Origin of the sequence: Rhodococcus sp. JS3073 (genome assembly GCF_026810085.1) — a bacterium.
GTDB lineage: Bacteria > Actinomycetota > Actinomycetes > Mycobacteriales > Mycobacteriaceae > Rhodococcus_F > Rhodococcus_F wratislaviensis.
The window spans coordinates 3,055,525-3,068,894 of sequence record NZ_CP113951.1 but is presented as its reverse complement, the minus strand read 5'-3'; the positions used below and the strand labels follow the sequence as shown (position 1 = coordinate 3,068,894).

Sequence of the window (13,370 nt, the reverse complement as noted above, 5' to 3'; positions counted from 1 at the left end):
ACGTGACGGTGGGCAGGCGAGTTCTGGTTGCCGGTGTGGGCAACATCTTCTTCGGCGACGACGGTTTCGGGCCCGAGGTACTGCGCGGGGTCGCGGCCAGGTCGCTGCCGCCGGGAGTTCGCGCCGTCGATTTCGGCATTCGTGGAACGCATCTGGCATACGAGCTGCTCGACGGGTGGGGCGCTCTCCTGCTGGTGGACGCGGTGCCCGACCGCGGTGAGCCCGGCGCGCTGAGGGCGTTCGAGGTGGGCTCCGACTCCGTCCCGGCGGCGCCGCTGGACGCGCACAGCATGGATCCGGGGGCGGTGTTCGCGAGCTTGCGCGCGCTCGGCGGAACCCTGCCGCGGACCGTGGTCCTCGGCTGCCAGGTGGAGAACACCGGCGAGGGGATCGGGCTGTCGCCGCGGGTCGAGGCCGCCGTCGGACCGGCCGTGGACATGGTGTTCGAGGTCGTGGACCAACTGCTGGAGTCCGACTCCGATCAACAGCTGGAGTCCGACTCCGCGGCAACGCTGCAACCGGACGGGACGGAGGGCTGAACCGTGTGTCTTGGTATTCCCGGTCAGGTCGTGCGGATGCTGGAGGGCTACGGCAACCAACTCGCGCTCGTCGACGTCGTCGGCGAACAGCGCAAGGTGAACATCGGCATGCTGCCCGAGGACGTCAGCCTGGAACCGGGCGACTGGATCGTCATCCACATGGGATTCGCCATGGAGAAGGTGGACGAGGCGGGCGCCGAAAAGGCGATGGCGGGACTGGAGATGATGGGGCGGTCGCGGACGGCGGACGAAGACTAGCCCTGCGTGCCGGCATGATGCGGGTCCGGTGGTCCGGCAACGAAGTCGCGCGCCCGGTTCCAGCGGGCGTGGTAGCGCTCGTCGAAACGTGCCTGGGACCGGGCCATCCGCCGCGGTCGGGTCCGGTAGCGGCGCACCGCCCACCAGGAATCGGGTTTGGCCAGGCGGATCGCGCCGACGATCGCGACCGGCTGGAACACGACCCCGACGATCCCCGTGACGAACTTCCCCTTCAGCAGGCAGATCACCGAGATACCGAGCGTGACGAACAGGTAACCGATCGACACCCACCATTCGGTGGTGCCGATCCGACCGGTCACGAGTTCGGCGCCTCCGATCATCAGACCGGTGATCATCAACGCGCAGAAGATCGCGTCCACCGACTTCCTGCCGGCAGTGCTCCAGTACACGTCGTCGAGGTGCACCCACAGCGCGAACTCGTCGAAGGTGAGCGCGAGGCCCACTCCGAACGCCGCCGCGAAGACGTTGAGCGCCGTGCCCTCCGGGGTGGTGGCGATGAGTGCCACCCCGGCGAGAGTCATGAGGAGGATCCCGAGGACCTGGTGGTGAACGTGAACGCCGCCGATGGTGATGTCGCCGATCAGACCGCCTTCCGGCTCCACCGCGTCGTCCGGTTCCGCCGCTCCCGTTTTCGCGCGGATTCGGCGGGTGATGATCCGGGTGACGACGAACGTGACCAGGACCGCGATGAACAGCCACATCACCGGAACCAGCACCACTACCCGGCTGTCGCCTTCGGTATCCACGACGATCTCGGCGAGAAGGGCCATCTCGACACTCCGTCAGGTGGGGGACATCATCTCCAATCTGGGTATACACCTCACCGGCGGGCTGCGGACGAAGACCGGCCCTTCCGTGTGCCCGCCGTGACGGCCGTGACGAGCCTTGACCTCGGCTGGGCGCTGGAGGAGCGTGATGAGTCCCGGCTCGGGATGAGGTGATCGGTTGTGCGGACATCGCGTCGGCTTTGGGTGGGGGTGCTCGTCGCGCTGATGGTGGCCGTCTCGTCCTGCGCGTCCGACTCCGATGACGCGGCCGCGCGAGACGTTGCAGGCCCGGTGGATATCGGAGGGGGCCGCAGTGTGTATCTGACGTGCAGCGGCGAGAGCCGTGACGGCGACCCGACCGTGGTCCTGGTCTCGGGGTATCACGATTCCTCGGATGTGTGGACGCAATCCGACGTGCTGAGCGTGATCGGTCCGGCGGCGGGGCCGCCGGTGTTCGAAGGCGTCTCCGCCTCGCATCGGGTGTGCGCGTACGACCGGCCCGGCACCGTGCGATATGTCGAGGGAACTCCGCTGACCGACCGCAGTTCTCCGGTCCCGCAGCCGCGCACGGCCGAGGACATCGTCGCGGAACTGTCGGCGGTTCTGAGCGCTGGGGAGGTGGCCGGGCCGTACATCCTGGTCGGGCATTCGCTGGGCGGGTTGATCGTGCGCCTCTACGCGCAAACCCATCCCGATCAGGTGCGCGGGGTCGTGTTCGTCGACGCATTCAGCCCCACCGTGCCCGCGTTGTTCGGGCCCCAGTGGCCCAGCTATCGCGACGAACTGTTGAATCCACCGATCGACCAGTTGCCCATACCGTCCATGCGCAGCCCCGAGTCCGAGCGCGTCGACCTGGACGCCAGTGTCGCGCAGGTTCTGTCCGCGCCCCCGCTGCCCCCGATGCCGCTGGCGGTGCTGACCAAGACCGAATCGTTCGCGGGACTCCAGTCGCTGCCCGGTCTCCCCGCCGAGGACGTGAACCGGGTGTACGAGAAGGCGCAGGACGACCTCGTCGCGTTGGAACCGGCGACGCCGCACACCTTCGCGACCGGTAGTGACCACTACATTCAGTTCTCGCAACCCGATCTCGTGGTGAGCTCGACCGGACTGGTGATCTCCCGGGCCGGGCGGTAGTGGCTACCGTCGGGACGGGAAATGGTGCAGGGCGCCGACGCCGACGCCGACGCCGACGGGAGTCCACAGGCGGGCAGGGTCGTACCAGTGGTCGCGGCCGATCAGGTCGAGGTGTCGTTCGGTCAGACCGTGCCGGGCACCGGCGGTGACTGCTTCGTCGAAGGTGAGACTCGTGGCCGGCAGTCGGAGACGGCCCGAGTCCGCGAGTGCCTGACCGAGTTCGCGGACGGACACCGGGTCGGGATGGCAGGCATGGAACACGTCGCCGGGGCGCGCGGGGGACTGCGCGGCGAGGCCGGCGAGGAGCCGTGCGAGATCGTTCACCGCGATGATCGAGATCCGGGACCGTCCCTCGTCGACCCAGGCCCCCAACGTCTCGAGGATCCGGATGAATCCGGGAACGAACCAGCGGTCGCCGTGGCCATGGACGAATCCGGGCCTGACGACGCAACCACCCCGTTCGAGGACGCGGTGTTCGGCAGTCAGCCTGCTCGCGCTCAGTGCCGAGACGGGTGCGGGCGTGGCCTCGAACTCGCCGATTCCGCTGTGCGGCCCGGACCCGTACACACCGATGGTGCTGACGTAGATCACCTGGTCGATGCCGTTTCGGGCCGCGGCGGCAAGCAGATTCTCGGTGCCCTCGACGTTGACGGCGCCGCAGTGCGCCGGGTCGTTCCCGGTGTAGGAGGCGGCATGGATCACGACATCGGCGCCGATGAGCGCCGTTTCGAGGCTCGCCGGATCGGTCAGATCCGCCCAGGCCGACACGACGCCCGGAATCTCGGTGTGTGACGGTGTGCGCGCCACCGCGGTGCAGTGGATTCCGGCCGACGCCAGTGCCGTCACGGTGGCCGATCCGACGAAGCCGGTGGCTCCCACCACCGCGACACGGACCGGCGTGGAGGGTGTTCGACCGTCGTCGGTCGCGGTCGACGCTGGTACCGTCTCTCCGGGCAATGGGCGCGTGGTCCGTGCTTTCATCGTCATCGTTCTTCTCTCGTGCGGCAGGGAAAGGTGTGAACGTGGTTCAGCAGGCGCGTGCTGCGGCGACCCGACAGCAGATCGTCCGCGGGGCGGCGGAGATGTTCGAGAAGTCGGGGTTCGAAGGAGCCAGGCTCGGCAACATCGTCGAGAACGCCGGAATCACGAAGGGGGCCTTGTACTTCCATTTCCGCTCGAAAGAAGATCTCGCGCGGTTCATCATCGGTGAGCAACACCGGATCTCCATCGCGTCGGTCGAGGCGATCGGCCGTGAGCAGGTTTCGGCGATCGAGCAGATCGTGATGCTCTGTCACGAGATGGCCCGGCAGATCGTGAACGACCCGATCGTGCGAGCCGGTATCCGGATCACCCTCGAACTCAGTGCCGACGACCAGGGCCCCGCCGATCCCTATCTCGACTGGATCAACAGTTGCGAGATGCTCGCCACTCGGGCCGTCGAGCAGGGAGATCTCCTCCCGGGCATCGATCCGCCGAGGCTGGCGCGGTTCGTCATCGGCGCCTTCACCGGCGTCCAGACCGTGTCCCAGGTGTTGACGCAGCGCACCGACCTCGAGCAACGCGTCGACGACATGTGGGGGTTCCTGCTCCCGGGGATCATGCCCGCCACCCGGCATCAGGACATCGCCCGGATCCGCCGGGCCCGCTGGACACCCGACGACGCCGATTAGCGCGCGCATGCGCTCACCGCGGTAGAGGCCAGCGCCGCGGTTCCTCGCACGACCGCCACGCCGCCCTGCACGAGCGATCCGCGGATCGACAACGCGCCGTCGTCGACCACATCCAGCCGGATCGTGGCCCGCTCGTCGAGTTCGGCGAAACGGTGGAACGTGGCGCCCAGGGACACGAGGTGCGCCTCGGACACGCCGAGCCGCGCGTAGGCTGCCTGCCGCAATGCCTCGAGCAGCAGCATCCCGGGAATGTGATCACAGGGATGGTCGAACAGCACGGGGTGCGCGTCGTCGATCCGCAACTCCCACTCGTTCTCGGAACACCGGGGACCCAGGACCACGTGCGCGTCGTCGACGTGACCGACCAGCCCCGCCGGAACGGGGTCGGGGCACCACGGCGCCCCGACCGTCCGCGGTCCGCGCTCACCCCACCGGGCCCGCGAGTACGCGGCCGACGGAAACACGGCGGCGTGACCCGTCGCGGTGCCCACGTCCTGTCCGCCGAGCCGGAACCGCAGGTCCACGCGGAACGCGGACAGCGCACCGCCGCGGTACACGTGCTCGGACACGGTGACCTCGACGACCACGTCGGCGGCCGCCGCGCCCACCGCGAGCGTGCCGGGCACCGCCTGCACCTGGAGGTGCTGCATGACGAACCGGTTCGGCAGCGGAACCGAGTAGCGGGTGTGTCCCAGGTAGATCGCAGTCTGCCGGAGCGTTTCCGCCAGCAGCATTGTGTCGTAGCGCCCACCCCGGGCGCGGTAGAAGCCGTGCAGGCGGGGCCACTGCGCGGCGACCACGAACTGATCCGGCCCCGCTAGCGAGACGCAGTCGGTGAGGAAGACCTCGGCCACGGACTGGCGATGCACGTACCTGCGGGGCACCGTCCGCTCGAACGACATCGGGGGAAGCGCATCGGGCATCGGACGGGAAACTCGAACCACAACCCCATCTCCCCACGAACCGGTCGGCCCGATGCCGCGGACCGCCGAACTATAGAACACAGACCGCGCGGTCTGTGATGTGGGGAGTGCGTTGCTACTGGCCCTTCAAACTTCCGATTCGCAGTGATCCCGCGCTGCTACCCTCGTCGAGGTCCTCTTCGATCTCCCGGACGTACTCTCTCGGATCTTTGTCCGAGGTGTCCACATCCCTCGTGGAACGGTGCACGAGGAAGTATTCGGCGAAGCGCCGCCCGAGCGACTCGCGAAGATCCCCCGGGGCGGTCCGGAAGTCAGCCAGCCCCTCGCGTTCCTCCTCGGCCATGTGCTCGTCGTTGGCCCGGCGCGTTCGGCCGACGGCCGCCCACCACTCCGCGGACAGGACGGGAAACCCCGCCGCCGCACGGACGCCGTCGCGGATGTCGTTGTGGTCCCCGATCGCGTCGAGGGTTTCCGCCTCCGCCTCCGCGTCTTCGCCGACACGCAGCAGCTGGGGATAGAAGATTTCCTCCTCGGCCGCGGCGTGCAGATCGAGGCGTTTCGCCAACGGCGTCCACACCGCCTCGACGGCAGTGACATCCACCCGGCGGTGAGCCTTCAATTCGTCCAGTGCGGCGAACTGTCGTCGGAACCACTCGTGGTCGTCGAAGATCAACTCGATGATGTCAGGCATGATTCGATCCTTCGTTGCATCTCTCCCTCGGGCAAGGAATTCAGAATCTTCCTCGTGTCGGCACCGTTCCGGGCGCGGAGCGCCTATCGTTCCCCGGTCGCGGCTTTGAGATGCGCGGCAGAGGCGGCTTTGAGATGGGTGAGGTCGGACGCGACGGTCGCGAACGTGTATCCCTCGGCGAGTCGGCGAGCCGCCACCGCACCGTCGGGGGTGTGGATGCCCGCCGCGATGCCTGCCGCCGCGGCAGCCTCCCGGACGCGGACCAGGGCCGCCTCGAACTCGTCGTCCACGCTCGGATCGTTCGGGTGCGCACCACCCACGGCGAGGCGCAGATCGGACGGCCCGACGTAGACCCCGTCGAGTCCGGGGACGGCGCAGATCTCTTCCACGCTCGCCAGTCCCTGCGGTGTCTCGATCATCACGACGACGACCGTGTCGCGGTTGGCGTCCGCCGGGTTCGGGCCGATCCGCAGTTGGGAGCGCATCGGCCCGTACGAGCGAACGCCGGCAGGCGGGTAGGTCGCGGCCGCAACGGCCTGGGCAGCTTCCTCGGCGGTGTTCACCAGCGGAACGATCACTCCCGCCGCGCCGGCGTCGAGTGCCCGGCCGATCGGTGTCGGATCGTTCGACTCGACCCGGATCATGCCGACCGTTGAGCCTGAGGCGTCGATGGCGGTGAGCCCCGCGACCATGCCGGAGTATCCGATCAGGCCGTGCTGGAGGTCGAGGGCGATGTAATCCCAGCCGACGTGGGCGAGCCATTCCGTCGACACCGGGCTGTCGATCACGGACCAATAGCCGACGATCCGTTCCCGGCCGCGGAGTCGGGCGGCGAATTCCTGGGCGCTCATGGGGGCGATGTCTCCTAGCGGTTGTAGTTGGGCATGGGTCCGCGCAGGGCGCTGCCCACTTCGTCGCACGCGTCGATCAGTTCGTTGTCGAGTGTGCCCTTCGCGACGGCGGCGATGTTCGACTGCAGTTGTGCCACCTTGGATCCGCCGAGGAGGATCGGGCCCGCCGCGGGCTTGGACACGAGCCAGCGCAGAGCCAGTTCGGTGAGCGGGATGCCGGCCTTGTCGGCGATCACGGACAACTGCGTGATCGCATCGAAGATCGCGGTGTTCCAGTACCGCTCCTTGTACATCTGCGCCAACCGCGAATCACCGAAGCGGCCGTCGGCCGGCTGGGCGTCGAACGAGTGCCGTCCGGTGAGGAGACCGCCGCCGAGTGGGTTGTAGACCATCGTGATCAGTCCGGTGACCGCGGCGAATTCGACGTACTCCTCCTCGATCCGCCGGGCCAGGAGGTTGTACAGCTGCTGGGCCACGATCGGGCGGGGCGCGCCGACGGCGTCGGCCGTGTGGTTCAGTTCCGCGATCTGCCAGGCCGCGAAGTTGGAGACACCGAGCGCGCGGATCTTGCCCTCCGACACGAGATCGGCGACGGTGGAGAGAGTGTCGGCGAGGGGGGTGGCCCGGTCGGGCTGATGGAGATAGAACAGGTCGACGTAGTCGGTGTCCAGTCGCTTCAGGCTCGCCTCGACGCTCGCCCGGAGGCCCGCGGGAGACAGCGGAGAGTTGCCGCCCGCGTCGGGGTGGGGCATTCCCGCCTTGGTGGCGAGGGTGACACGGTCGCGACGCGTGCCCAGCAGTCGGGCGAGGATGCGTTCGGACTCTCCGCCGGCGTAGCCGTTGGCGGTGTCGACGTGGGTGATGCCGGCGTCGAGCGCGGCGTCGACCATTGCGGCGGCACCGTCGAAGTCGACGGTGTCCCCGAACGTCATCGTGCCGAGAACGAGTGAGGTCAGGTCGAGTTCGGGCATCAAGCTACTCCTCGGGATACGGTTCGGGGAACCTCGGTTGCGCCGGGCGGGCGCGAGACGATGTGACGGGGTTTGATCCCGACCATGGTGGTGGGATCGAGCGCGGCGGCGCGGAGGGCCTGGGTGTACGGCTCGGCGGGACGTTCGAGAACATCGGTGGTGGAACCGCTTTCGACCACCTGCCCGCGCGACATGACGATCACGGTGTCGCTGATCTCGCGGACGACGCCGAGGTTGTGGGAAATGAAGACGTAGGTCAGACCGGTGTCGTGCTGGATCTCGCGGAGGAGGTCGAGCACCTGAGCCTGCACCGACACGTCGAGCGCGCTGGTGGCCTCGTCGCACACGAGGAGTTCCGGTCCGCTCGCCAGAGCCCGGGCGATACCGATGCGTTGCCGCTGACCGCCGGAGAACTCGGCGGGTCGACGGTGGAGCGCCGTGGCGGGCAGGCCGACCTGATCGATCAACGCCGCCGCCCTGCGCGCTCGCTCGGGCTTGCTCCGGACGCCTTGGAGGCGGAGGGGTTCGCCGACGATGTCGACGGCGGTCAAGTGCGGGTCCAGAGATCCGTACGGGTCCTGGAAGACCATCTGCACGCGGGACCGGAAGGGACGCAGCGCCTTCTCCGACAATTGCGCGATGTCGGCACCGCCCACGAGGATGCGGCCGGACGTGGGCGTGAGGAGCCGGACGATCGCCTTCGCGATGGTCGATTTCCCGCACCCGGACTCGCCGACGACGGCGAGCGTCGCACCCTTGTCCACGGAGAAGCTGACGGTGTCGACCGCGCGGAACACACCGTCGGGGACGGGGTATTCGACGACGAGATCTTCGACGGACAGCAGCGGTGCGCTCATGTCGATGCTCCTACGGTCGTGGTGTAGTCGCCGAGCCGCGGCACGGCGTCGAGCAGCTTCTTGGTGTAGGCGCTGCGAGGATGGAGGACGAGGTCTTCGGCCCCGCCGTTCTCGACGAACCGGCCGTCCTTCATGACGTAGATGCGGTCCGACATCAACCGAGCGACGCCGAGGTCGTGGGTGATGACGAGCAGTCCGACGCCCGTGCGCTCCTGCAGTTCGAGCAGCAGGTCGAGGATGCTCGCCTGCACGGTCACGTCGAGGGCGCTGGTGGGTTCGTCGGCGACGATCAGTTCGGGACCCGACGCGAGCGAGCAGGCGATCAGTACACGCTGCAGCATGCCGCCGGACAACTGGTGGGGGTACTTCCCGAGTTGGCCCGCCGGATTCTGGATCCGCACCTGCTCGAGCAGTTCCACGGCCCGCGCGGTTTCCTTCGCCTTCCCGGTGATGCCGCTGTGGCGCACCGCCTCCCGCAGCTGGGCCCCGATGGTGTGCACCGGGCTCAGTGCCGTCATCGGATCCTGCGGGATCAGGGCGATGTGCCGTCCCCGGACCTTCGCGAGAGCCTTCTTCTGTCCGAGGATGTCGCAGTCCTTGAACCGGACCGCGCCCGAGAGGACGGCGAGGTCGTCGGGCAGCAGACCGAGGAGGCCCATCGCGGTGGTCGATTTACCCGACCCCGACTCACCGATGATGGTCACGGTTTCGCCGGCGTCGATACAGAAGGACACGCCGTCGACTGCGCGGATGACGCCCCGGGCGGTGATGAGTTCGATCTGCAGTTCGTCGACTCTGAGGAGATTCCCCATGTCAGACCTCTTCCTTTCGCAACGAGATCCGGTGCAGGAGCCCACGGCGCTTCCCGGGCGACCGTGCCGGGCGGTCGCGGAGCCCGTCGCCGAGCAGGTTCACGCCGATCACGAGCAGCACGATGACGAGGCCGGGGAGGGTCACGAGCCACCACGAGGTGGTGATGTAGTCCTGGCCGTCGGAGATGATCCGGCCCCAGGTGGCGAAGGGGCGTTGCGGTCCGGCGCCGAGGTAGCTCAGTGCGCTCTCGAGGAGGACGGCCTGCGCGAGCAGCAGCAGGACGACGAGGGATGCCTGCTTGATGATGTTGGGGATCACGTGGCGCAACAGGATGGCGGTGCGTCCGAGTCCGAGTACCCGGGAGGCCGCCACGTACGGTTTCTCGCGTTCGACGAGGACGAGTGAGCGGGTCAGCCGGGCGATCTCCGGCCACTGGGCGATCGCGATGACGAACGTGATGACCGGGATCGACGGGCCGAACAGGGCGACGACGAGCAGCAGCATCATGAGGAGCGGCAGCGACAGCTGGGCCTCGAGCAGCCTGCTCACGACCGTGTCCGTCCAGCCGCCGAGGTAGCCGGCGAGTGCGCCGAAGCACAGGCCGATCAGCCCGGAGACGACGACCGCGAGAATTCCGATCGTCAGTGACACCTGTCCGCCGTAGAGGACGCGGGAGAGGAGGTCCCGGCCGAGTTGGTCGGTTCCGAAGAGGTGACCGTCCGTCAGCGGTGGCAGGCGCCGCTGGGCGAGGTCGGTGGCGTCCGGAGAGGGCAGGGGAAGCAGTTGCGCCAGTGCGACGGGCATGATGACGGCGAGGGCGCAGACGGTGCCCACCCAGATCTTCACGCGGCTGTCGCGGGCGCGCCGGGTGGCACCGGCCCGCGCGATGTCCCGGGTGGTCACGGCGCTCGGCCGCTCCTGTGCCGGGGGATCGATGACGGTGGTCATTTCGTCGTTCCCTTTCCGAGTCGGACGCGCGGGTCGAGGAGCGGATAGCAGAGGTCGACGAGGAGCTGGACGAGGACGGCGAGAACCGCGGTCACCAGGACGGTGGCCTGGATGAGGGGGTAGTCCCTCGTCTCGAGTGCACGCACGACCAGCGATCCCACGCCGGGCCACGCGAAGACGACCTCGACCACGACGACGCCGTTGAGCATCGAGGCGAACCGGGTACCGAGAGCGGTCAGAACCGGGATCGCGGAATTCCGCAGGGCGTACCGCCAGATGAGTTCGCGCTCCGGGACGCCCCGCGAGCGGGCCACGGTCATGTACGGCGAGGAGAACGCGCCGACCATCTCGCGGCGGACCATGCGGGAGATCAGGGCGATCTGCAGCACGGCCACCGTCACGGTGGGCAGCACCAGGCTGGACCAGGTCGTGAATCCGGCCGCGGGAAAAATCGGGATCAGCACCGCGAACACGGTGATGAGCATCAGTCCGGTCCAGAAGTCGGGCATGGACTGACCGGCGATCGTGACGACGTTGGCGCCGAGTTCACGCCTCGTGTCGGCGCGGCGCGCCATCCACACTCCGAGCGGGATGGCCACCAGTGTGGTGAGCACGATCGCCGCGACGGACAGGGTGATCGTGTACGGCAGCCGAGCGAGGACGACGTCGAAGGCGGGCGCCTGGAACGAGTACGAGGTGCCGAGATCGAGGTGGAGAAGGCCGCGGAGATACAGCAGGTACTGGGTGAACACGGACTGGTCGAGACCCATGTCCGCCCTGATTCGGGCGAGGTCCTCGGTGCTGGCCAGCGGGCCGGCCATCGAGTAGGCGGGGTCGCCGGGTGCCATCCGGATGAGGACGAACACGGTGGTCAGTGTCAGGAAGACGGCAAGCGCGCTCTGTGCAAGGCGTTTTGCGACGTAGCGGGGCATGGCCGCCGTCAGGACCCTCGGGACACGGGAGGTCGGGGTCCGGCGGGGCGCCGGTGATGCCGAGCCGGCGGGCTGGGCTGCAAATGCCGTGTCGGCGGCGTGCTGCGTCATGAGGTCACCGGCCGTTCGGTGTCTGCGTGAGGGGTCATCGTCGACCTTTCGATAACGCCGGCGATGGAGGTGTCGACACCGCGGCGTGTCGGGTACAGCAGCTTCGTGTGTAACTCAGCTCACAATCGCACTAATGCGCGTTGTGCGCAAGTCTTGCCCGCCATCTTGCGCATCTCAAGCAACTCTGAGTAGAGTTCGGATGTGCCGGCGATCACATCGCGTGATGATCAACCATCTCGCGCCGTGCCTGATCGCCGCGCCCCACACCCTTAGTCCCGAGAGGTCGACGATGACCAATTCTCTTTTCGAACAGCGTTTTTCGAGGAGAACGCTGCTCCGGTCGGGTCTCCTCCTCGGTGCCGGCCTCACGCTCGGATCCGCCGCTGGATGCGCGACACCGACGGGAACCCCCGGACCGAGGACGGTGAGCCTGGCCCTGAACCGATCGCTCGTGAGCCTCGACAACAAGCTGAACCAGTTCGATGCCGCACTCACCGTGCAGCGCGGCGTGCGGCAGGCCCTCACCGAGATCGACCGGAACCTGCGGCCCCAGCTGGTTCTGGCCGATCGGTTCGAACTCGTCTCGCCCACCCAGTGGTACGTGCACCTGCGGCCCGGAATCCGCTATTCGGACGGCAGTCCGGTGCAGGTGCGGGATGTCGCGACAGCGTTGCAGATGTACAGCCAGGTGGACGGGTCATTCGTCGGCGGGTTCTTCCCCGAGTGGCCGACGGTCGACCAGATCGACGACACCAGCTTCACCCTGAACACCGAGCGTCCGGTCCCGGTGCTCGACTACCTCATGTCGAATATCCTCATCACCCCGGCGGCCGCGAACGTGCCGGAGGAACTGCAGTCCGGCGTGGGATCCGGACCGTACGTCGTGACGGAGAGTGACCGCGGCACCGGAAACTACACCCTGGTGCGCAACGAGAACTACTGGGGAACACCGGCACAGATCGAATCGGTGCGTGTCCGCTTCGTTCCGGACGAGTCGAACCGTGTCGTGACCTTGCGGAGCGGCGAGGTCGACGTGATCGACTCGATCACCCCCGATGCGGCCGACCAGCTCGCCGGTCTGTCGGGTGTCGCGATCGATCGGATCGACGGTGTCCGGCTCAATCAGCTCTTCTTCAATTTCCGGAAACCCCAGGGGCACCCGCTGGCCGACGCGCGGGTGCGCAGGGCGCTGACGTATGCGATCGACGGGCGGGCCCTCGTCGACCAGGTTCTGCAGGGCTCCGCCACCCAGTCGCGCGGCGTCATTCCCCTCACTCTCGACGGTGCCGTCGAGACCGGTGAGTACAGCTACGACCCGGCCCGCGCCCGCGGGGAACTCGACGCTCTCGGAATCCGGGATCTGGAGTTGAAGATCATCTGGGAGACGGGCGAGTTCGCGGCCGACACCGACATCATGGAGTCGGTGCTGCAGATGCTGTCCGCGGTCGGCGTGCGAACCACTCTCCAGCAGTTCGAACCCGGCGGCGACATCTCGCAGTGGCGGCAGGGCAAGGTCGGCGACTGGGACGTGCTGGGCAACGGCTTCCCGAGCCCGACCGGACTGGCCCTCACCATCATGCAGGGCATGTACGCCGGCACCGCGGAGAAGGAAGCGACCCGGGATACCTACCACGGATACATCTTTCCCGAGATCACCCGGACCATCACCCAGGCCTCGGAGGAGGCCGACGCCGTCCGGCGCGCCGAACTCCTCGCGGACGCGCAGCGCCAGATCTGGGACACGTGCCCGTGCCTGTGGGCGTTCGTTCCGAAAGCGGTTCTCGCGCGCCGCTCGCGGATCGACGGTGTCGCGCTGCGCCCGACGAACTCCTATGACCTCAGTGTCGCGGCGCTGCGTGCCTAGACGTGACGTGACCGCTGCCC

The 13,370-nt window shown here is 67.9% G+C and carries 15 protein-coding genes; 5 read left to right on the top strand and 10 right to left on the bottom strand.

Going from position 1 to position 13,370, the window contains the following annotated elements; translation table 11 throughout:
* Positions 1 to 2 precede the first annotated feature (2 nt).
* Positions 3 to 539: a hydrogenase maturation protease gene (locus OYT95_RS13780; protein ID WP_037241799.1), complete on the top strand. Its 537-nt coding sequence runs from the start codon at positions 3 to 5 to the stop codon at positions 537 to 539.
* A gap of 3 nt (positions 540 to 542) precedes the next feature.
* Positions 543 to 797 (top strand): HypC/HybG/HupF family hydrogenase formation chaperone, encoded by a 255-nt coding sequence (locus OYT95_RS13775; protein ID WP_005244670.1) that lies wholly within the window; start codon positions 543 to 545, stop codon positions 795 to 797.
* Here the strand turns inward: OYT95_RS13775 and OYT95_RS13770 are convergent.
* On the bottom strand, positions 794 to 1,588 hold the full coding sequence (locus tag OYT95_RS13770) for a hypothetical protein (RefSeq protein ID WP_037241796.1): 795 nt from the start codon (positions 1,586 to 1,588) through the stop codon (positions 794 to 796). The genes OYT95_RS13775 and OYT95_RS13770 overlap by 4 nt on opposite strands.
* A 177-nt stretch (positions 1,589 to 1,765) precedes the next feature.
* Here OYT95_RS13770 and OYT95_RS13765 point away from each other — a divergent pair, with 177 nt between their 5' ends.
* Positions 1,766 to 2,719, top strand: coding sequence for an alpha/beta fold hydrolase (locus OYT95_RS13765; RefSeq protein WP_268791714.1), 954 nt, complete (start codon positions 1,766 to 1,768; stop codon positions 2,717 to 2,719).
* A 3-nt stretch (positions 2,720 to 2,722) separates the two neighbouring features.
* Here OYT95_RS13765 and OYT95_RS13760 read toward each other — a convergent pair whose 3' ends face one another.
* Complete coding sequence (locus OYT95_RS13760; protein WP_268791713.1) at positions 2,723 to 3,706, bottom strand: NAD-dependent epimerase/dehydratase family protein; 984 nt, start codon at positions 3,704 to 3,706, stop codon at positions 2,723 to 2,725.
* A 35-nt stretch (positions 3,707 to 3,741) separates the two neighbouring features.
* Between OYT95_RS13760 and OYT95_RS13755 the strand changes: the two genes are divergently transcribed.
* Positions 3,742 to 4,389, top strand: a complete 648-nt coding sequence (locus OYT95_RS13755; RefSeq protein ID WP_268791712.1) for a ScbR family autoregulator-binding transcription factor — start codon at positions 3,742 to 3,744, stop codon at positions 4,387 to 4,389.
* Here OYT95_RS13755 and OYT95_RS13750 read toward each other — a convergent pair.
* From OYT95_RS13750 to OYT95_RS13715, 8 genes are all read right to left on the bottom strand, one after another.
* Complete coding sequence (locus OYT95_RS13750) at positions 4,386 to 5,333, bottom strand: ScbA/BarX family gamma-butyrolactone biosynthesis protein (RefSeq protein WP_268791711.1); 948 nt, start codon at positions 5,331 to 5,333, stop codon at positions 4,386 to 4,388. The genes OYT95_RS13755 and OYT95_RS13750 overlap by 4 nt on opposite strands.
* A gap of 94 nt (positions 5,334 to 5,427) precedes the next feature.
* On the bottom strand, positions 5,428 to 6,003 hold the full coding sequence (locus OYT95_RS13745) for a hemerythrin domain-containing protein (protein WP_037241786.1): 576 nt from the start codon (positions 6,001 to 6,003) through the stop codon (positions 5,428 to 5,430).
* An 83-nt stretch (positions 6,004 to 6,086) separates the two neighbouring features.
* Positions 6,087 to 6,854: an HpcH/HpaI aldolase family protein gene (locus tag OYT95_RS13740; protein ID WP_268791710.1), complete on the bottom strand. Its 768-nt coding sequence runs from the start codon at positions 6,852 to 6,854 to the stop codon at positions 6,087 to 6,089.
* 14 nt (positions 6,855 to 6,868) lie between these two features.
* Complete coding sequence (locus OYT95_RS13735; protein WP_112299641.1) at positions 6,869 to 7,825, bottom strand: aldo/keto reductase; 957 nt, start codon at positions 7,823 to 7,825, stop codon at positions 6,869 to 6,871.
* Positions 7,825 to 8,682 (bottom strand): ATP-binding cassette domain-containing protein, encoded by an 858-nt coding sequence (locus OYT95_RS13730; protein ID WP_112299642.1) that lies wholly within the window; start codon positions 8,680 to 8,682, stop codon positions 7,825 to 7,827. The genes OYT95_RS13735 and OYT95_RS13730 overlap by 1 nt, the downstream gene beginning before the upstream one ends.
* The gene (locus tag OYT95_RS13725) at positions 8,679 to 9,494 is read right to left on the bottom strand and encodes an ABC transporter ATP-binding protein (protein WP_112299643.1); all 816 of its coding nucleotides are present in this window, start codon (positions 9,492 to 9,494) and stop codon (positions 8,679 to 8,681) included. The genes OYT95_RS13730 and OYT95_RS13725 overlap by 4 nt, the downstream gene beginning before the upstream one ends.
* 1 nt (position 9,495) lies before the next feature.
* Complete coding sequence (locus OYT95_RS13720; protein ID WP_268791708.1) at positions 9,496 to 10,443, bottom strand: ABC transporter permease; 948 nt, start codon at positions 10,441 to 10,443, stop codon at positions 9,496 to 9,498.
* Complete coding sequence (locus OYT95_RS13715) at positions 10,440 to 11,486, bottom strand: ABC transporter permease (protein WP_245973367.1); 1,047 nt, start codon at positions 11,484 to 11,486, stop codon at positions 10,440 to 10,442. The genes OYT95_RS13720 and OYT95_RS13715 overlap by 4 nt, the downstream gene beginning before the upstream one ends.
* A gap of 289 nt (positions 11,487 to 11,775) precedes the next feature.
* Between OYT95_RS13715 and OYT95_RS13710 the strand changes: the two genes are divergently transcribed.
* Positions 11,776 to 13,350, top strand: coding sequence for an ABC transporter substrate-binding protein (locus tag OYT95_RS13710; protein WP_112299689.1), 1,575 nt, complete (start codon positions 11,776 to 11,778; stop codon positions 13,348 to 13,350).
* The last annotated feature ends 20 nt before the right edge of the window (positions 13,351 to 13,370 follow it).